Raw genomic sequence first — 17,019 nt, 5'->3', positions numbered from 1 at the left:
CCATGGCCATCACCCGTCGCAATCTGCTTCTCGGCGCCGCCTGGATGGGGCTCCTCGGCGCCAGCCCCCTCCGCGCCGGAGAGACGGCGCGCCTCTCCGGCCGCGCCTATGGCACGACCTGGTCGATCCGGATCGTCGGCACCGGGCCAGCGCCCGCAACCCTCGACGGGATCGGCGCCATCCTCGCCGAAATCGACGAAGAGATGAGCCCCTTCCGGCCCGACAGCGCGCTCTCGGGGTTCAACGCCGCGCCCGCCGGCTGGCACGCTTCCGGTCCCGGACTGCTTGCCGTCACGGGAGAAGCCCTCCGCATCGCCACGCTCACCGGCGGGGCGTTCGACCCGAGCGTCGGGCCGAGCGTCGGGCGCTATGGCTTCGGCCCGATCACCGGGGAACGCACCGGCACCTATCGCGGCCTTTCCATCCGGCCCGGAGCCATCGGCAAGACCGAAGCGGGCCTCTCGCTAGACCTCTGCGGCATCGCCAAGGGCCATGCTCTCGACCGGGTCGGCCGGCACCTCAAGGCCTCGGGGCATTCCGATTTCCTCATCGAGATCGGCGGCGAACTCCTCGCCTCGGGATCTGGCCCCGAAGGCAGGCCCTGGCGGCTCGGCATCGAACACCCCGAAACCGGCGCCCTCTACGCGAGGCTCGCCGCAACCGACATCGCGCTCGCCACGTCCGGAGACCGGATCAACCGCTACGATCTCGCTGGACGGCGCTACACGCACATCATCGATCCCCTGACCGATGCGCCCGTCGCCAACAGTGTCGCCTCGGTTTCGGTGCTCCATCCCTCCGCGATGACCGCCGACGCGCTCGCAACCGGGCTCATGGTCATGGGCGCTGAACGGGGCCTCGCCCTTGCCGAGGCCGAAGCCCTGCCCGTCCTCTTCCTCCTCCATGGCGGAGAAACGCTCGACGCACGCGCCAGCACCGCCTTCGCCGCCTATCTCTGAGCCCCGGGAGCCATCGATGCAGACCGTGATCGTCGCCACCTTCCTCGCCCTTCTCGCGGTTTTCGGCCTCGGGCTCGGCGTGCTCCTCGGTCGCCGGCCCCTCGAAGGCTCATGCGGCGGCATCGCGTGTGGCGGTGCCTGCAGCGCCTGCCCGAACCGTAAGGAGCGCTGAGCCATGCCCGACACGCTCGCCCGCATCGGGGCCATCATGAAGACCGAGCTCGTCACGCTCTCGCCGGGGACCGAGATCGTCCAGGCGGTCGCAACCCTCCTCGCAGCGCGGGTCTCGGGCGCCTGCGTGCTCGATGCCGAAGGCGAGCTCGTCGGCGTCCTCTCCAAGCGCGATTGCCTCAAGGCCGCGCTCAACGCCTCCTACTACAAGCAATGGGGCGGCACGGTCGCCGATTACATGTCGGCCGATCCGGTGACGCTCGACGCCGAGCTTGACCTCATCAGCGCCTGCGAGATCATGATTTCGAGCCCCTATCGCCGCTTCCCCGTCCTCCGCCACGGGCGCTTCGTCGGCCAGTTGAGCCGCACCGATCTGCTCGAGGCCCTTTCGGCGCAATGGCGCTGATCCCGGTGCTCAGAACCCCTGCTTGGCCTTCCGGAACGCCGTCGGCGTCATGCCCGCATGCTGGCGGAACCAGCGCGAGAAATAGTAGATATCCGAAAAGCCCAGCTCTTCGGCCACGCCCTGGATCGGCAGGCGCGTCGCCGTCAGCAGGCTCTGCGCCAGCCCCAGCCGATGTCTCAGCCAATAGGCCTTGGGCGTCAGCCCCATGCCGGCCTTGAAGACGCGGTTGGCCTGGCTCGAGCTGAGCCCGGCAGTGTCCGCCACGGCATCGGCCGGAAACGCGCCGCGCGCCCCTTCGCGCAGCAGCGCCTCGATGCGGGCGAGCCGCGGATCGCGCGCCCGCTCCGGTCCGTCAAATCGGCCGAACCGGGCGAGATAGGCGGCCCCGAGCGCCACCGCACCGCACCCCGCGCGCTGCGCTGCCCCCGGCCTGTCATCACCACGCGTCTCCGCCCAGCCGCGCAGATCCTCGTGGATCGAGGCGAGATCGTCCGGAACGAAGCGCCGCGGCAGGATGGGCCGCTCGTGCAGCGCCACGCCCGCTCCGTCGACGAGCCGAAAATGCAGATTGATCATGGCCCAGACGGCGCCCGCAGGCTTGGCCCAGGCGCAATGCTGAAAGGGCGGCACGACGATGACGACGTCCGGGGACGTTTCGACCGGCCCCTCTTTGGTCCGGAGCACGGCCCGCCCCTCGAGCGTGTGGATGATGTGCAGGTCCACGCTCCATTGCGGCAAGGCCCTGAACGCGGTGTCCGCTCCGTGCGTGCTCGCCGGCATCGACAAGAGTTCGAGCGACAGGCCCTGCATCGGCAATGCTCCGCTCGTACAAATTCCTGCGCAGAGCCTCCATCCTAATCCGCCTCATTTCAAGGCACTCTCGCGCCGATAGATGAAGGGAGTGCCCCAGATGCACAAAACGATCGACGCCTGGCAGGATTTCACCGCCGCCTGGTCCGGCCCGCGCAATTTCCGGATGACCGGAGCGCTTGCGCGCTTCGAGTTCGCCTTTCCCCCGATCGCCGACGTGATCGATGAAGTGCGTCGCGACGAGGCCGCTTCGATCAAGAGCGGTCGCAAGGGCCGCACCCTGGAGCTTGACCAGCACGACCCCGACGCCTTCCGCCGCCGCCCCATCGAGGCGGTGATGGAAGAGCCCTTCGCGCTCGCCCATTTCGATCTCGCCCGCTTCGATGCGCCCGGCCGGTTCCTCTCCGGTTTCGGCGCGGCGGTGATGGACCGCTGGCAGGATGACCTCGGCGCCAACGGGTTTGAATGGGAGCGGTGCTATCCCATCCTCTTCATCAGCGGCGCCGGCAGCGCCACCAATTACCACATGGATTTCTCCCATGTGCTCGCCTGGCAGGTCTACGGCACCAAGCGTTTCTGCGGGCTTGCCGATCCCGATCGCTGGGCCGATCGCGAGACGCGCCTCCACTACACCCCCGGCGCCTTCGAAAAGCCCCTCGCCATCCGCGAGGAAGACAGCCTCTGCTATGACATGCGCCCCGACGACCGGCTCTGGAATGTCCTGCTCACGCCCCATTGGGTGGAGGCGGGCGACGAACCGGCGATGAGCATCAACATCTCCCATGGCGGCCTGCGCCATTTGGGCCGGCTCTCGCCGAACGAAGCCGAACTCGAAGCCTTCCGCAGCGCGAACCCCGATGCCGCCCCGCAGCGGATCGAGCGCAACTGGCCCCGCTCGCGCTAGCCCCCCTGCCGCCGCTGCCCCGATGCCGGGGCGGCGGTCGTCTGGCGCACGACGAGATGGGTGTCGAGCACCACCCGCGTATCGCCCGCCATCCGCCCCGAGAGCCGGTCGAGCAGCAGCGTCACCCCTGCCCGCCCCGCCTCGTCGGACCGGTTCGAGACCGTCGTCAGCGATGGATAGGTCGCCGCGCCCAGCACGTCGTCGCACCCCACGAGCGAAAACGCCTCCGGGATCGGAATGCCCCGCTCGGCCATTCCCGTCATGATCCCCTGGGCGATCAGGTCATCGAACGCCACCGCTGCGGTCGCCCGGCTCTCGATGAGTTCGGCGACCACCGCCCGTCCGCTCTCATAGCTCGGCACGCGCGCGCTCAGCACGTCGACTTCGATGCCGTGCTGGCGCGCCGCGAGCCTCAGCGCATTGCGCCGCTGCCGGTTCGCCCATGAGCTCGAGGGGCCGCTGACATAGACGATATGCCGGTGCCCGAGCGCAGCCAGATGCGCGATCGCCTGGCGCACCCCGGTCGTGCTGTCGATCAGGACGCGCGGTATGCCGGTCACCTCGCGATTGATCAGCACCAGCGGCCGGCGCCCGGCGTGATGCTGGATGCGCTCCGCCCCGAGCCGCGAGCCGACGAGGATCAGCCCCTCCACCTGGCTGACGAAGCGGTCGACCAGCTTGTCCTCCTGGCGCGGGTTCTCGTCCGAATTTCCAAGGAAGACGCAGAAATCCGATCCGTCCGCCTCCATCTGCGCGGCGCGGATCAGCGGCGGGAAGAAAGGGTTCGCCACATCGGTGACGATCAGCGCCAGATTGCCGTGCCGCCCCGTGCTCAGTGCCCGCGCGGTATGGTTGGGCACATAGCCGAGCGTCTTGGCGATCGCCGCGATCCGCTCGACCGTTTCGGTGCCCAGCATTTCGGGCTGGGTGAAGGCGCGCGACACCGTGGATTTCGAAACGCCAGCTGCCCGGGCGACGTCCGCCATGGTGTGCTGCTTCTTCCGTCTGCCCGCCTGCTGCACCCGCCTCGCCTCCATGGGCCCGAACGCCCCCGTTCTGGCGCGCCCGACGCCACAATGCAACTGGCAAGGCTTGACGTGCAACCGGTTGCACGGAATAGTCGCAGGACCCGGGGGTCGCGTCGGCCCCATCCCCGCTGCCTTGAGAGTTCGCCAGACATGGATAGCCAACACGCCGTCACCAGAGACCGGGAACGCCGGGTCGACAGGCTGCTCGTCAGGAGCTTTCCCGACCGCGCCGCGCTGGGCGCCGTCGCCGCCGGCGATATCGCAGCCGAGCTGCGCCGCCGTCTTGCCGCGCAGGAGCGCGTGCGCATGGTGTTTGCCGCTGCGCCCAGCCAGTCCGAAGTGCTCCACGCCCTTGCCGCGGCTCCGGGCATCGACTGGTCGCGCGTCGTCGCCTTCCACATGGACGAATATATCGGCCTGCCGCCCGAGGCGCCGCAGCGCTTTGCCAACTGGCTCGACCGCAACATCTTCATGAAGGCGCCCTTCGGCGAGGTGCACCGCATCGCCCCGGGCGCCGATCCGGCCGAAACCGCCCGCGCCTATGCCGAAAAGCTTGGCGAGGCGCCGATCGACATCGTCCAGGCCGGCATCGGGGTCAACGGGCACATCGCCTTCAACGACCCCCCGGTCGCCGATTTCAACGATCCGCTTGCCGTCAAGATCGTCGATCTCGACGAGGCCTGCCGGCAGCAGCAGGTCGATGACGACTGCTTTGCCGCCATCGCGGACGTCCCGGCCCAGGCGATCACGCTGACCGTGCCCTGCCTGATGGCGGCCCACAAGATTTTCTGCATGGTGCCGAGCCGCGCCAAGCGCGCCGCCGTCGATGCCGCGCTCAACGGCCCGATCGAGACCGCCTGCCCGGCCTCTATCCTGCGCACCCACCCTGATTGTACGCTTTATCTCGACGCCGATTCCGATCCGGAGGCCTGAGCCATGAGCCTTGATGCCGACGCCCTGACGCTTGGCTATTTCGATCAGGTGACGGCCCTGATGCGCCGCATCCTCGAGGAGGAGCAGGCGGGGCTCGAAGCAGCCGCCATCCGGCTTGCCGACCAGATCGAGGCCGACCGGCTGATCCACGTCTATGGCCCCGGCGGGCATTCCAACCTCGCCGCCCAGGAGATCTTCTTCCGCGCCGGCGGGCTCATGCATGTGAGCGCCATTCTCGACGAGGGCACCCTCCTCTCCAATGGCGCCCTGCGCTCCATGGCCATCGAGCGCACTCCCGGCTATGGGCGCATCGTCATCGCCGACCAGCGCCTCGGTGCCGGGGACCTGCTGATCCTCGTCAACGCCTATGGCATCAATGCCGCGCTGATCGATGCGGCGATCGAAGCAAAGGCCCGCGGCGTCTTCCTCATCGGGGTCAGCTCGCGCGCCCATGCAAGCAGCACCGCCCCCGATCACCCTGCCCGTCACCCGACCAGGCAGAACCTCCACGACCTCGTCGACATCGCCATCGACTGCAAGGTGCCGATCGGAGATGCGCTCGTTTCGGTCGAGGGGATGACCGAGCGGATCGGCGCGGTCTCGACCTTCGCCAATGCCTTCGCGCTCAACTGCCTCGTCATCCGCACCGTCGCCAATCTGCGCGCACGCGATATGGAGCCGCCCGTCTGGCGCAGCGGCAATGCCCCGGGCGGCGACGAAGCCAATGGGCGCTTCATCGCCCGCTTCCACGATCGGGTCCGCAAGCTGTGAACGGGCACCTGACCGGCCGCTCGCCCTCTACCGGTCAGGGCCTGCGCATCGCCTTCGCCGAGGGGCGGATCACCGCCATCACCGACGAGCCCGATCCCGCCCCGGGCTACCTCGCCCCGGGCCTCGTCGACCTTCAGATCAACGGCTATTTCGGGCACGACCTCAACGACGACACCCTCTCGGTCGCCCGCGTCCGGGACCTCACCGAGGCCCTCCTCCGCCACGGCGTCACTCGCTACCTGCCCACCCTCATCACCGCTTCGGAAGCCTCGCTCACCAGGGCGCTCGGCATCATCGCCGAAGCCCGCGCCGGCGATCCGCTCCTTGCGCGCATCATTCCCGGCATCCATGTCGAGGGCCCGTTCATCTCGCCCATGGATGGCGCGCGCGGGGCTCATCCGCTCGCACATGTCCGTGAGCCCGACCGCGCCGAAGTCGAGCGCTGGCAGGAAGTTTCGGGCGGGCTCGTCCGGCTCGTCACCCTCTCTCCCCATTCGGATGCAGCGATCGCCCTCGTGCGCGACCTGACCGCCATGGGCATCCGCGTCGCCATCGGCCACACCGAAGCGAGCCCCGAACAGATCCACCTCGCCGCCGAGGCCGGGGCCGTGCTCTCGACCCATCTGGGCAATGGCGCCCCCGCAATGCTGCCGCGCCACCCCAACATCCTCTGGGCGCAGCTTGCCGAAGACCGGCTCGCCGCCAGCTTCATCGCCGATGGCCATCACCTGCCCGCCGACACGCTCAAGACCATGCTGCGCGCCAAGACGCTGGCGCGGTCCCTCCTCGTCTCCGACGTCGCTGCCGCCGGTGGCCTGCCGCCCGGCATCTACGATCAGCCCATCGGCGGGCGCGTTGAGCTTTCTGCCGATGGCCGCCTCGGCACCCCCGGCACGCCCTTCCTCGCCGGCGCGGCGCTGACGCTCGATTTCAATGTCGCGCGCGTCATGACGATGGCCGGGCTCTCGCTCGCCGAGGCGCTCGATCTGGCCACGCTCAATCCCGCCCGCCTCCTTGCGGGCACCGAGCCGCCGGCCTTCGGCATCCTAAAGATCGGAGCGCCCGCGGACCTCATCCGGTTCGACCACGCCCCGGGCGCCGACCGGCTCACCATCCTCGAGACCTATATCGGAGGGGAAGTCCGATGGACGCAGTGAAGGCCGGCGCCGCCATCATCGACATCACCCCGCCCCCCGGGCTCCTTCTCGCCGGCTTCGCCGCCCGCAGCGAGCCCGCGACCGGCGTCCACGATCCTCTCACCGTCCGCGCCCTCGTCATCGGCGATCTTGCCATCGTCGTCGCCGACGTCATCGGCATCACCGCCCAGTCGAGCGAACGCATCCGCGCCCGGTCCGGCCTGCCGCCCGAAAACCTCGTCATCGCCGCCACCCACACCCATGGCGCGCCGAGCCCTATGCCCGACCGGCTCGGGATGCCGACCGATGACGCCTTCCTCGCCGCTCTCGAGGAGGGCTGCGTTGCCGCCATCGCCGAGGCGCGCCGCACCGCCGTGCCTGCCCGTTTCGAGGCCGGCTACGGCCCCGACCCCGATGTCGCGCGCAACCGCCGCCATGCCGATGGCCCACTCGACCGCAACCTCCCCGTCCTGCGCGTCATTGCTGTCGACACCGGCCACCCCATCGCTCTGATGCTCGGCTATGCCTGCCACCCCACCGTGCTCGGCGCCGACAACCGCCTGATGACCGCCGATTATCCGGCTTTTGCCCGGCGCGCCGTCGAGGCGGCCCATCCGGGCGCCGTCGCGCTTTTCCTCACGGGCTGCGCCGGCGACGCCAATATCGGGCATGCCGCCTCGGCCTCCTGGACCACCGCGACGAGCGCCACCCGCACCTTCGAGAATGCCGAACGCCTCGGCCGCCGGATCGGCGACGCCGCCCTCGCCGCGCCCCTAGCGCCCGTTTCGCTCGTCCCCACCGCCCGCACCGGCATCGTCGAGCTCGCCCTCGACCGGCCCGAAGGCGACCTGCGCGCCGCCGCCGGCGCCTGGCAGGCCGAGCTCGATGCCGGCTGCCCGCCGCCGCGCGCGCTCCTCCTGCCCCACTGGGTCGCCTGGGCCAAAGCCAATGCCGATCGCGCGCCCGGCCAATGGTCGGGCCGCGTCAGCGTTGTCGATTTCGGCCCCCTCGTGGTCGCCGCCATGCCCGGTGAAATCTTCGCGGAAACCGGCCTTGCCGTACGCGCCGCGCTTGGGGGCCGCATCGGTTTCGTGCTTGCCTATGCCGATGACACGCCGGGCTATATTCCGCCCATCACCGAATATCCTTTCGGCGGCTATGAAGTGGACGAGGCCCATCGGTTCGTCGGCCTGGCCGGGCGCTTTGCTCCAGGCTCCGCCGAACGCCTTGCGAAGGCCGTGATCGACCTGCTCAATCCCGCGTCACACTGAAGAAATGCACAGCGATAGCGCTAGATTCTGCATGAGGGCCATCGAGCGCCGCTTGACATGCAACCGGTTGCACGAGAAGCTTCCCTTGCAGGGACTACTGACGACCATCAGGAGCGAGGACACAAAATGACCAGATCTACGACACTGACGGCCTTCCGCACCGCGCTTGCGGGCACCGCACTTTCCTTCGGCCTCGTCGCCGGCATGGCCTCGGCCTCGGCCCAGACCATCACCGTGTGGAGCGGCTATCCCGAACTCGTGCCCTTCTACCAGCACGTCGCCGAATCCATGCGCGAGGAGTTCCCCGATCTGCGCGTCGAGGTGAACGCCATCGCGCTGCGCGAGCATGAGCGCCGCGTCGCCCTCGGCATCACTTCGGGCCAGTCCGCCGAAGTGCTTGAGCTCGCCACCTCGATCGCCGCGCGCTATCTGGAGAACGGCCTGCTCGCCACGCCCCCCGAGGACGTGCAGGGCTTCGTTGCCGATCCCGCCAATTTCGGCGAGTTCTTCGTCAATTCCGCCAGCTATGACGGCACCGTCTACGGCATGCCGCTGTTCCGCGGCCAGAGCGCGCTCTACTACAATACCGAGATGTTCGAGGCGGCCGGCCTCGAGCCCCCCACCACCATGGAAGAGTTCGACACGGTCGCTGAGGCGCTCACCCAGCGCGACGGCAGCGGCAACCCGACCGTCTCGGGCTGGAGCATGCGGCTTTCGGGCGGCGGCTCGGGCATCACCGAGAAGTTCGGCATCAACATGTTCCAGCATGGCGGCGAAATTCTCGAATCCGACGGCAACGGCAAGTGGCGCGCCAATTTCGCCTCCGATGCCGGGCTTGCAACCCTCAAGCAGTATCTGCACAACCTCTTCGTCACCAACACCGTGACCGTGCAGATGCCGGCCGATGCCGAGGCGTTCGAGCGCGAGCAGACCGCCATGTTCATCCGTGAATCCTGGGTGATCGGCGACATTGCGGCCAAGGCGCCCGACCTGCCCTACGCCACGAGCACGCTGCCGCGCGGCTCGATCGTCAATCCGGTCCAGCTCTATGTCGTGGGTGAAGGCGAGCAGGCCGATGCCGCATGGCAGTACGTCATGGCGACCCAGGAGCCGGAAAACCTCGTCTGGCTGCTCGACAATGTCGGCTGGCTGCCCAACCGCTCCAATCTCGATTTCTCCGAGGTCATCGCGGAAAAGCCGGGCTTCGAGGCGTTCGTCGCCTACCCCGACACCTACGAGTTCTTCAGCATGCCTGCGATCGGCCCGATCGACGAGGTGCTGACCCGCGCCGCAGCCTCGCTGGAGCAGGCCTTCGCCAACCCCTCCATTGCCGAGGACGACGCGGCCATCATGGCGGTGCTCGAGACCATCGACAATGACGTGAACGCCATCCTGGCGCGCGAAGGCCTTCTGGCCGAATAATTCATAGAGACGCTTCGTCCCCGGAGGCCCCTCGGCCCCCGGGGACATCTTGAGAGGAGACGGGGCATGCTCAAGCGCAGACGGTGGATCTTCTCACTGGTCGCCATTCTGCCGGTGCTCGCCATCTTCGCCTATGTGCGGGTCTATCCCATCGGGGAGATCCTGCGGCTCAGCCTCCACAAATGGGATATCCTCTCGCGCGAGAAGCCCTTCATCGGGCTCGCCAATTTCCAGGAGCTGTTCGGAGACAGCCTCTTCCGTACTGCGCTCTTCAACACCTCCATCATCGCCTTCGGCGTTCTCATCATCACGCTGCCGCTGGCGCTCGTTCTGGCAGCGCTGATCCACCACCGCACGCGCTCGCGCTTTGCGTCGTTCTACGAAACCACCATCTTCATCCCGCACGTGGTTTCGCTCGTGCCCGCCGCCATGGCGTGGAAGTGGATTTTCGATGCGCGCCTCGGCCCGCTCAACGCGGTGCTCTCGGTCTTCGGCATTCCGCCCCAGGCCTGGCTCTTTGATCCCGTGCTCTCGATCGTCTCGATCATCGTGCTGTGCTCCTGGCAGGCGCTCGGCTTTGCGGTGCTGATCTATCTCGTGGGCTTCAAGAACCTGCCCAAATCGCTGTTCGAGGCGTCCAAGCTCGATGGCGCCTCGGGCATCCAGCAATTCTGGTTCGTCGCGGTGCCGCTCCTAAAGCCCATCACGCTCTACGTTTCGGTCGCAACCCTCGTTTCGGCCTTCAACGTCTATGCCCAGGTCTACGTGCTCGCCTCCGATGCGCAGGGCGCGCCGGGCCGGCAGGTGCGGGTGCTCGTGCTCGACATGCTCGAAAACACCTTCCGCAATTACCGCGTCGGCTATGCCGCCTCCGAAGCAGTGGTGCTGCTCGTCATCGTGCTCATCCTCACCGCCATTCAGTTTTCTCTCCTGCGCGAGAAGGGAACCCGCTGATGACCGAACTCGCCGCACCCTCCGCCGCCGCACCCGGCGCCGCTTCCGCCACCACGCCCGGTGGCCGGCGCAAGCGGCGGCTCGTCAATTTCGGCATCGATCTCTTCCTGGTCGTCTTCGGCCTCCTGATGATCCTGCCGCTGATCCTGCTCGTCGCAAACGCCTTCAAGACGCCCCAGGAACTGCTGGCCTGGCCGCCCACCATCATCCCGACCAATCCGACGCTGCAGAACATCACCACCGTCCTGGCCGAGACCCCGCTCTCGACCTGGATCTTCAACAGCTTCGCCTTCGCCTCGCTTTCGGCGCTCTCGATCTCGCTGACCTCGGCGATCGCGGGCTATCTCCTCGCCAAATTCCCCTCGCGCACCATGACGGTGCTCTTTGCGATCATCCTCGCCACGGCCATCGTGCCCTTCGAGGTCTACATGATCCCGCTCTATTTCCAGGCCCAGCAGTTGGGGCTGCTGAATTCGCTGCCGGGGCTGCTGCTCGGCTACCTCGTCATGAGCTTCGGCATCTTCCTCGTGCGCCAGAACGTCATCCACACCATCCCCGACGAACTGCTCGAGGCCGCGCGCATCGACGGGGCGGGCGAGCTCTGGATCTTCTGGCGGGTCGTGCTGCCGCTCCTGCGCGGGGCGCTCGGCGCGCTCTTCGTGCTCGCCTTCTTCCAGGCCTGGACGGCCTTCGCCTGGCCGCTGATCGTCACCAGCACCACCGATCGCTACGTCATCGAGACCGGCCTTGCGCTCTTCCAGACCGGCTTCACCGTCGATCTCGGCCGGCTCAGCGCCGCCTCCGCCATCGTCCTCGTCCCCTCGGTGACGCTCTTCGTTCTCCTGCGCCGCAACTTCGTCGAAGGCGTCGCCAGCACGGGGCTCAAGGAATGAGTAACGCGTTCTTCGAGCCGGCCCGCGCCCGCTACATCGCCTCCAATATCGCGACGCTGAACTGGATGCTGGCCCGGCCGCGCCTCCACGGGGTCTATCTCAACACCAAGCAGAACCCGCTGACGCTCGTCGACTACGGGCCCGAGGATGGCTGGCGCGGCCCCGACCACATCTATGGGTGGATAGAGGGGCGCGGGCTCGAAGCCGTCGTCCTCCATGCCGAGGCGCTCCGCACCCTCGATCCCGATCTTGCCGGGCGGCTCGAGGCGGCAGCACATCCCCTCGCCAGCGCCCTTGAAGACCTGCGTGCCGGCGACGGGCACGCCTATTTCGCCTATGACCGGCAGATGCAGCCGATCCGCTTCCTGCCCGACGGCACGCCCGTCGCGCAGATGCGCCCGGTCGACATCTATACCTATAGCGATACCTTCGTCGCCAAGGGTCTCGTCGCCCATGCCTCGGTGCATGACCGGGCCGAACTGCCCCGGCACCTTGCCGCCCTGCGCGCCGTCATCGAGGCGATCGAGGACGGCCGCTTCCAGATGGATGAGAAGATCGCGCTCAGCCATGCGGCAATCGCCGCCGAGATCGACGATTTCGGCCCGCGCATGATCATGCTGGGGGCCGCCGGCATGCTCGTGCGCGCCGGGCTCTCGGATGTCGCCTCGGGCTTTGCGGACCGCTTCATCGCCCACATCATCGATCGGCATTTCGATCCGGCCACCGGGCTGCTGCGCAACGCCCCAGGGCTCGACGCCTGCAATGTCGGGCACGCCATCGAGTTCGTCGGCTTCGCCTTCGACTACCTGCCCGCCGATCCCGATCCGGAGCTCGTCCGCGTCCTCGAGCGCATCCTCGTCTCCTCGGTCGAGCTCGGCCTCAAGGGCCCCGCCATCCGGCTCGTCGTCTCCGCCTCGACCGGCCAGCCGATGAGCCCCTACTGCCCCTGGTGGAGCCTGCCCGAAACCATTCGCAGCGCCGCTCTCACCTTCGAGCGCACCCATGGCGCCCGTGTCCTCGAGATCTGGAAGCAGGCCGACGCCATCTTCTTTGAGAAATACTGGCGCCCCGAGGCCGCGATCGCCTACCAGTGCCTCACCGAGGATGGACCGATCGACTACGTGCCCGCCACCCCCGACCTCGACCCCGGCTACCACACCGGGCTCAGCCTCCTGGCCGCCATCGACATGATCGGGCGCCGGGACGACGCGTTCAAACCGGAGTAATCCATGGCATCGCTCGACATCGCAAACGTCAAGAAGGCGTATGGAGACGTGGAGGTCATCCGCGACGTCTCGATCGGGGTGCCCGACGGCGCGTTCGTCGTCCTCGTCGGCCCTTCGGGCTGCGGCAAGTCCACCCTCCTGCGCATGATCGCAGGGCTCGAGGACATTTCGGGCGGCACGATCAGCATTGGCGGCAAGGTGATCAACGAGGTCGAGCCCAAGAACCGCGACATCGCCATGGTGTTCCAGAACTACGCGCTCTACCCGCACATGACGATCGCCGAGAACATGGGCTTCTCGCTGCGGCTCGCCGGGCGCCCGAAGCCCGAGATCGCCCAGCGCGTCGAAGACGCAGCGCGCATCCTGGGGCTTTCGGACTATCTGGGGCGCTATCCCAAGCAGCTTTCGGGCGGCCAGCGCCAGCGTGTCGCCATGGGCCGCGCCATCGTGCGCAACCCGCAGGTCTTCCTCTTCGACGAGCCGCTCTCCAATCTCGACGCCAAGCTGCGCGTGCAGATGCGCGCCGAGCTCAAGGAGCTCCACGCCCGGCTCAAGACCACCATGATCTACGTCACCCACGACCAGATCGAAGCCATGACCATGGCCGATTTCATCGTCGTCATGCGTGATGGCGTGGTCGAGCAGATGGGGGCCCCACTCGCCCTCTACGATACCCCGAGCAATCTCTTCGTTGCCGGCTTCATCGGCTCCCCGGCCATGAACCAGCTTCCCGGCCGGCTCGTCGCCGATGAAAATGGCTCGCGCTTCGTGGGCGCCGGAGACATCGCCTGGCCGCTCGAAACGAGCATCCGCACCGACCGGCCCGTGACCCTCGGCATCCGTCCCGAGCACCTCGTGCCCGCCCCCGACGGGCAGGGCGTGCCCGCGCGCATCAAGCTGATCGAGCAGACGGGCTCGGAGACCTATGTCATCGCCCATTTCGGGGAAACTCCGATCGTCGCCCTTTTCCGCCAGCGCCTGCCGCTTGCCATCGGCGACACCATCTCCCTGACCCTCGCCCCCGGCGCCGCCCACCTCTTCGACACCGAAACCGGCCAGCGCCTCACCGCCTAGCGGTGTCTCCTCGAACGCAGCTGATGACCTCCGGCGTCCATGGCGCCGGAGGTTTTCTTTTGTGGCAACCGTAAGGAGAAGCGCGGAGATCCATTGGCGCAAGGCGCGCGGCAATCACCGCCCCGGCGGCGGGCGCGGCTCACGCAGTGCAATGGCAAGAAAAATGGTGGGTGTGACAGGGATTGAACCTGTGACCCTTGCCGTGTGAAGGCAATGCTCTCCCGCTGAGCTACACACCCGGGACCGGACGAACCGGTGGTTCGGGGCGGACCCCGGAGGTGAGATGGTGGGCGTAACTGGGATTGAACCAGTGACCCCTACGATGTCAACGTAGTGCTCTCCCGCTGAGCTATACGCCCATCTCTCGGCGGTGCGACAGGGCCGCTCCGACCCGCGCGATAGATCATGAAACCAAGGCCCCGGTCAAGAGGTCCGAGACCCTTTTTGCCCTCTTGGGTTCACGCGGCTAGGAGCCGCTCCACCTCGTTGACAAGATCGCGCAGATGGAAGGGCTTGGAGAGCACTGCGGCGTCCTTGGGGGTGTCGCTGTCGGGGTTGAGCGCGACGGCCGCGAACCCGGTGATGAACATCACCCGGAGGTCCGGATCGAGTTCGGTCGCGCGCCGCGCAAGCTCGATCCCGTCCATCTCGGGCATCACGATATCCGAGAGCAGGAGCGCGAAGGGCTCCTCGCGCAGCCGCTCATAGGCCGAGAGCCCGTTGTCGAACGACACCACCTCATAGCCGGCATTCTTGAGTGCCCGGGCCAGGAACTGGCGCATGTCGTTGTCGTCTTCGGCCAGCAAGATCCGCTTCATCGTACCCTCTTGGGATTGTTCCGAGCACAGTGACGCGTTTTGTTTAATGCAAGTTTTACCGCGCGCAAACCATGTGCGATGCGCCGGTCGCGACAAAAAGCGCGTTCTGGACATTCCGAGGCCGCAAAGGCAAACTGAAGGGGTGCTTCGCGATCCCCTCGAGTGTGATCCGGGGCCCATGGGGAGATGGACAGCCGCGCGTGGCGGCCTCAGCGGGGGAGCGCCAGTGCAGTCGGACTTCGCCGATCGGCCAGCCTTCGAGACGGTGCGCCCGCGCCGGGTGCTGGCCCCGCTCGTCTTCAATTCCGCCCATTCGGGCCGCGACTATCCCAAGCGCTTCCTCTCGATGACGCGGCTCGATCATCTCTCGATCCGCCAGTCCGAGGATGCCTTCGTCGACGAGCTTTTCGCACGCGCGCCCCATCTGGGGGCGCCGCTTTTGCGCGCGCATTTCCCCCGCGCCTATCTCGACGTCAACCGCGAGCCCTGGGAACTCGATCCCGCCATGTTCGTCGAACCGCTCTCGGAGCATTTCAACACCACCTCGCCCCGGGTCGCGGCCGGTCTCGGCACGCTGGCGCGCGTCGTCGCGGAGAACAAGCCGATCTATCGCGAGCGCCTGACCCTCGCCGATGCGCGCATGCGCATCGAGGGCATCTACCAGCCCTATCACGTCACCCTGCAGCGGCTCCTGGGCGAAGCGATCTCCGGCTTCGGCATGGCGGTGCTCATCGATTGCCATTCCATGCCGCGCCTCGCGCGGACCGGGGAAAGGCTCGCGCCCGATATCGTGCTCGGGGACCGCTACGGCACCACATGTGCGCCCGCCATCGTCGACATCGCCGAGGCCGTGTTCGCCGCCGCCGGCCTGCGCGTCGCCCGCAACCGGCCCTATGCGGGGGGCTTCGTCACCCGCAGCTATGGCCGCCCCCAGCATGGGGTGCATGCCCTGCAGGTCGAGATCAGCCGGCATCTCTACATGAACGAGGTGACGCTGGAAAAATCCGCCGATTTCCCGGCCATGCGTCAGATTGCCGAGCGGCTGATCCTGACGCTGATGGGGCTCGAGGCGAGCGGTTTGCCGCGCATGGCCGCAGCCGGCGTCAGCCAGGCCGCCGAATAGGCGCGGGGAAAAGCGGAAAATCGGGGCTCCCGCACAGAAAAGGGGCCGCCGTGGCGGCCCCAGTCAAGGGAGGAAACGACGGCGGCCGCAGCGCTTGTGACCCGGCCGGAACCGGAAACGCGAAACCGCCCATCCATCATGCCCTTCCTGAAATGAACCCATTCGCGCCCCTTGACAAGCGGGCCTGCGCGCTGCGACCGCCATTGTCACACGCTTGTTGCAAATATGAATCATCCCGGCCAAAGCCGGCTCGTCCCGCCCGCCCCAAGCCCCTGCCGAAAGCCCCTCACCATGTCTGACACGAGCCTCTCCGCCCTGGGTGCAAGCGATGTGCGCGAAACCCTGCTCGCCGCCGCCGCGGCCGCCGCCACCCACACCCTGCCGCGCTTCCGCACTGCGCTCACGGTCGACAACAAATGGGAGGAAGGCTTCGATCCGGTCACCGATGCCGATCGGGAGGCCGAGCGCGTCATCCGCGACCTCATCGAGGCGCGCTTTCCCGATCACGCCATCATCGGGGAGGAATGGGCCCCCAAGGACGGCACGGGCGAATGGGGCTGGATCATCGACCCCATCGACGGCACACGCGCCTTCATCTGCGGCGTCCCGGTCTGGGGCACGCTGATCGGGCTTACCCGCGCCGGCCGGGCGGTTGCCGGGCTCATGGCCCAGCCCTTTACTGGCGAGACCTATCTCGGCATCGAGGGCGCCGCCCACTATCTGCGCGGGGAAGAAATCCATGCCCTGAGCACCAGCGGCGAGACCCGGCTTTCCCGCGCCAAGCTCTCGGCCACCTCGCCCGACCTCTTTGCGCGCGCCGACGTCGCGCCGGCCTGGGAGCGGCTCTCCCGGGCCGCCCTTCAGGTACGCTACGGGCTCGATTGCTACGCCTATTGCCTGCTCGCCTCGGGCCATCTCGACCTCGTCGTCGAGGCGGGCCTCAAGAGCGTCGACATCGCCCCGCTCATCCCCATCATCGAGGGCGCAGGCGGCATAATCACCACCTGGACGGGCGGCCCCGCCGAAGCGGGCGGCAATTGCATCGCCGCGGCGACCCCTGCCCTGCACGCCGAAGCCATGGCGGTGCTCGCAGGCCGCTAGGCGAACCCTGAGGCGCCTT

At 67.7% G+C, this 17,019-nt stretch carries 18 protein-coding genes and 2 tRNA genes; 15 read left to right on the top strand and 5 right to left on the bottom strand.

Going from position 1 to position 17,019, the window contains the following annotated elements; translation table 11 throughout:
• Nucleotides 1-2: 2 nt before the first annotated feature.
• Genes EMQ25_RS00540 through EMQ25_RS00535 form a run of 3 tightly spaced genes read left to right on the top strand, consistent with a single transcriptional unit; the run spans nucleotide 3 to nucleotide 1,536 of the window.
• The gene (locus EMQ25_RS00540; RefSeq protein WP_127186604.1) at nucleotides 3-959 is read left to right on the top strand and encodes an FAD:protein FMN transferase; all 957 of its coding nucleotides are present in this window, start codon (nucleotides 3-5) and stop codon (nucleotides 957-959) included.
• A gap of 16 nt (nucleotides 960-975) precedes the next feature.
• The gene (locus EMQ25_RS18155; protein WP_192895613.1) at nucleotides 976-1,131 is read left to right on the top strand and encodes a hypothetical protein; all 156 of its coding nucleotides are present in this window, start codon (nucleotides 976-978) and stop codon (nucleotides 1,129-1,131) included.
• Between the two features lie 3 nt (nucleotides 1,132-1,134).
• On the top strand, nucleotides 1,135-1,536 hold the full coding sequence (locus EMQ25_RS00535; protein WP_127186603.1) for a CBS domain-containing protein: 402 nt from the start codon (nucleotides 1,135-1,137) through the stop codon (nucleotides 1,534-1,536).
• Between the two features lie 9 nt (nucleotides 1,537-1,545).
• On the opposite strand, the gene EMQ25_RS00530 is transcribed toward EMQ25_RS00535, so the two are convergent.
• Nucleotides 1,546-2,346, bottom strand: coding sequence for a helix-turn-helix domain-containing protein (locus tag EMQ25_RS00530; protein ID WP_127186602.1), 801 nt, complete (start codon nucleotides 2,344-2,346; stop codon nucleotides 1,546-1,548).
• Nucleotides 2,347-2,446: 100 nt separating this feature from the next.
• On the opposite strand from EMQ25_RS00530, the gene EMQ25_RS00525 reads away from it, so the two are divergent.
• Nucleotides 2,447-3,250: a hypothetical protein gene (locus EMQ25_RS00525; protein WP_127186601.1), complete on the top strand. Its 804-nt coding sequence runs from the start codon at nucleotides 2,447-2,449 to the stop codon at nucleotides 3,248-3,250.
• On the opposite strand, the gene EMQ25_RS00520 is transcribed toward EMQ25_RS00525, so the two are convergent.
• Nucleotides 3,247-4,236, bottom strand: a complete 990-nt coding sequence (locus EMQ25_RS00520; RefSeq protein WP_244606420.1) for a LacI family DNA-binding transcriptional regulator — start codon at nucleotides 4,234-4,236, stop codon at nucleotides 3,247-3,249. The genes EMQ25_RS00525 and EMQ25_RS00520 overlap by 4 nt on opposite strands.
• Before the next feature lie 192 nt (nucleotides 4,237-4,428).
• Here EMQ25_RS00520 and EMQ25_RS00515 point away from each other — a divergent pair, with 192 nt between their 5' ends.
• From EMQ25_RS00515 to EMQ25_RS00475, 9 genes are all read left to right on the top strand, one after another.
• Nucleotides 4,429-5,211: a glucosamine-6-phosphate deaminase gene (locus tag EMQ25_RS00515; RefSeq protein ID WP_127186599.1), complete on the top strand. Its 783-nt coding sequence runs from the start codon at nucleotides 4,429-4,431 to the stop codon at nucleotides 5,209-5,211.
• 3 nt (nucleotides 5,212-5,214) lie between these two features.
• A complete protein-coding gene (locus tag EMQ25_RS00510) occupies nucleotides 5,215-5,982 on the top strand; it encodes a sugar isomerase domain-containing protein (protein WP_127186598.1) in 768 nt (255 codons plus the stop codon).
• Nucleotides 5,979-7,139, top strand: a complete 1,161-nt coding sequence (locus EMQ25_RS00505; protein WP_127186597.1) for an N-acetylglucosamine-6-phosphate deacetylase — start codon at nucleotides 5,979-5,981, stop codon at nucleotides 7,137-7,139. The genes EMQ25_RS00510 and EMQ25_RS00505 overlap by 4 nt, the downstream gene beginning before the upstream one ends.
• On the top strand, nucleotides 7,127-8,389 hold the full coding sequence (locus EMQ25_RS00500) for a neutral/alkaline non-lysosomal ceramidase N-terminal domain-containing protein (RefSeq protein ID WP_127186596.1): 1,263 nt from the start codon (nucleotides 7,127-7,129) through the stop codon (nucleotides 8,387-8,389). Before EMQ25_RS00505 ends, EMQ25_RS00500 begins: the two co-directional genes overlap by 13 nt.
• 126 nt (nucleotides 8,390-8,515) lie before the next feature.
• Nucleotides 8,516-9,811 carry an ABC transporter substrate-binding protein gene (locus EMQ25_RS00495; protein ID WP_127186595.1) on the top strand — a complete coding sequence of 432 codons (1,296 nt, stop codon included), beginning with the start codon at nucleotides 8,516-8,518 and terminating at the stop codon, nucleotides 9,809-9,811.
• Nucleotides 9,812-9,877: 66 nt separating this feature from the next.
• Nucleotides 9,878-10,765: a carbohydrate ABC transporter permease gene (locus EMQ25_RS00490; protein WP_127186594.1), complete on the top strand. Its 888-nt coding sequence runs from the start codon at nucleotides 9,878-9,880 to the stop codon at nucleotides 10,763-10,765.
• On the top strand, nucleotides 10,765-11,658 hold the full coding sequence (locus EMQ25_RS00485; protein WP_127186593.1) for a carbohydrate ABC transporter permease: 894 nt from the start codon (nucleotides 10,765-10,767) through the stop codon (nucleotides 11,656-11,658). Before EMQ25_RS00490 ends, EMQ25_RS00485 begins: the two co-directional genes overlap by 1 nt.
• Nucleotides 11,655-12,884: an AGE family epimerase/isomerase gene (locus EMQ25_RS00480; RefSeq protein WP_127186592.1), complete on the top strand. Its 1,230-nt coding sequence runs from the start codon at nucleotides 11,655-11,657 to the stop codon at nucleotides 12,882-12,884. The genes EMQ25_RS00485 and EMQ25_RS00480 overlap by 4 nt, the downstream gene beginning before the upstream one ends.
• 3 nt (nucleotides 12,885-12,887) lie before the next feature.
• Nucleotides 12,888-13,958 (top strand): ABC transporter ATP-binding protein, encoded by a 1,071-nt coding sequence (locus tag EMQ25_RS00475; protein ID WP_127186591.1) that lies wholly within the window; start codon nucleotides 12,888-12,890, stop codon nucleotides 13,956-13,958.
• A 164-nt stretch (nucleotides 13,959-14,122) separates the two neighbouring features.
• Here the strand turns inward: EMQ25_RS00475 and EMQ25_RS00470 are convergent.
• The 3 genes from EMQ25_RS00470 to cpdR form a co-directional block, all read right to left on the bottom strand.
• Nucleotides 14,123-14,197 (bottom strand) — tRNA-Val (locus tag EMQ25_RS00470).
• A 45-nt stretch (nucleotides 14,198-14,242) separates the two neighbouring features.
• Nucleotides 14,243-14,317: transfer RNA gene (locus EMQ25_RS00465), tRNA-Val, on the bottom strand.
• A 99-nt stretch (nucleotides 14,318-14,416) separates the two neighbouring features.
• Nucleotides 14,417-14,776, bottom strand: a complete 360-nt coding sequence (gene cpdR, locus EMQ25_RS00460) for a cell cycle two-component system response regulator CpdR (RefSeq protein ID WP_127186590.1) — start codon at nucleotides 14,774-14,776, stop codon at nucleotides 14,417-14,419.
• Nucleotides 14,777-15,002: 226 nt separating this feature from the next.
• Between cpdR and EMQ25_RS00455 the strand changes: the two genes are divergently transcribed.
• Together EMQ25_RS00455 and hisN are read left to right on the top strand one after the other, a co-directional pair.
• Entirely contained in the window at nucleotides 15,003-15,899 is an 897-nt protein-coding gene (locus EMQ25_RS00455) for an N-formylglutamate amidohydrolase (protein WP_244606419.1), read from the top strand.
• 291 nt (nucleotides 15,900-16,190) lie between these two features.
• Nucleotides 16,191-17,000 (top strand): histidinol-phosphatase, encoded by an 810-nt coding sequence (gene hisN, locus EMQ25_RS00450; protein ID WP_127186588.1) that lies wholly within the window; start codon nucleotides 16,191-16,193, stop codon nucleotides 16,998-17,000.
• Nucleotides 17,001-17,019 lie beyond the last annotated feature (19 nt).

This window comes from Arsenicitalea aurantiaca, assembly GCF_003994485.1.
GTDB classification, from domain to species: domain Bacteria; phylum Pseudomonadota; class Alphaproteobacteria; order Rhizobiales; family Devosiaceae; genus Arsenicitalea; species Arsenicitalea aurantiaca.
Note: the sequence above shows the minus strand (reverse complement) of the source record. Positions and strands in the feature narration are given on the sequence as shown.

What these genes read in the sequence shown, in the direction of transcription:
- EMQ25_RS00540 (WP_127186604.1), top strand. Translation starts at nt 3, where the DNA reads ATGGCCATCACCCGTCGCAATCTGCTTCTCGGCGCCGCCTGGATGGGG.
- EMQ25_RS18155 (WP_192895613.1), top strand. Translation starts at nt 976, where the DNA reads ATGCAGACCGTGATCGTCGCCACCTTCCTCGCCCTTCTCGCGGTTTTC.
- EMQ25_RS00535 (WP_127186603.1), top strand. Translation starts at nt 1,135, where the DNA reads ATGCCCGACACGCTCGCCCGCATCGGGGCCATCATGAAGACCGAGCTC.
- EMQ25_RS00530 (WP_127186602.1), bottom strand. Translation starts at nt 2,346, where the DNA reads ATGCAGGGCCTGTCGCTCGAACTCTTGTCGATGCCGGCGAGCACGCAC.
- EMQ25_RS00525 (WP_127186601.1), top strand. Translation starts at nt 2,447, where the DNA reads ATGCACAAAACGATCGACGCCTGGCAGGATTTCACCGCCGCCTGGTCC.
- EMQ25_RS00520 (WP_244606420.1), bottom strand. Translation starts at nt 4,236, where the DNA reads ATGGCGGACGTCGCCCGGGCAGCTGGCGTTTCGAAATCCACGGTGTCG.
- EMQ25_RS00515 (WP_127186599.1), top strand. Translation starts at nt 4,429, where the DNA reads ATGGATAGCCAACACGCCGTCACCAGAGACCGGGAACGCCGGGTCGAC.
- EMQ25_RS00510 (WP_127186598.1), top strand. Translation starts at nt 5,215, where the DNA reads ATGAGCCTTGATGCCGACGCCCTGACGCTTGGCTATTTCGATCAGGTG.
- EMQ25_RS00500 (WP_127186596.1), top strand. Translation starts at nt 7,127, where the DNA reads ATGGACGCAGTGAAGGCCGGCGCCGCCATCATCGACATCACCCCGCCC.
- EMQ25_RS00495 (WP_127186595.1), top strand. Translation starts at nt 8,516, where the DNA reads ATGACCAGATCTACGACACTGACGGCCTTCCGCACCGCGCTTGCGGGC.
- EMQ25_RS00490 (WP_127186594.1), top strand. Translation starts at nt 9,878, where the DNA reads ATGCTCAAGCGCAGACGGTGGATCTTCTCACTGGTCGCCATTCTGCCG.
- EMQ25_RS00485 (WP_127186593.1), top strand. Translation starts at nt 10,765, where the DNA reads ATGACCGAACTCGCCGCACCCTCCGCCGCCGCACCCGGCGCCGCTTCC.
- EMQ25_RS00480 (WP_127186592.1), top strand. Translation starts at nt 11,655, where the DNA reads ATGAGTAACGCGTTCTTCGAGCCGGCCCGCGCCCGCTACATCGCCTCC.
- EMQ25_RS00475 (WP_127186591.1), top strand. Translation starts at nt 12,888, where the DNA reads ATGGCATCGCTCGACATCGCAAACGTCAAGAAGGCGTATGGAGACGTG.
- cpdR (WP_127186590.1), bottom strand. Translation starts at nt 14,776, where the DNA reads ATGAAGCGGATCTTGCTGGCCGAAGACGACAACGACATGCGCCAGTTC.
- hisN (WP_127186588.1), top strand. Translation starts at nt 16,191, where the DNA reads ATGTCTGACACGAGCCTCTCCGCCCTGGGTGCAAGCGATGTGCGCGAA.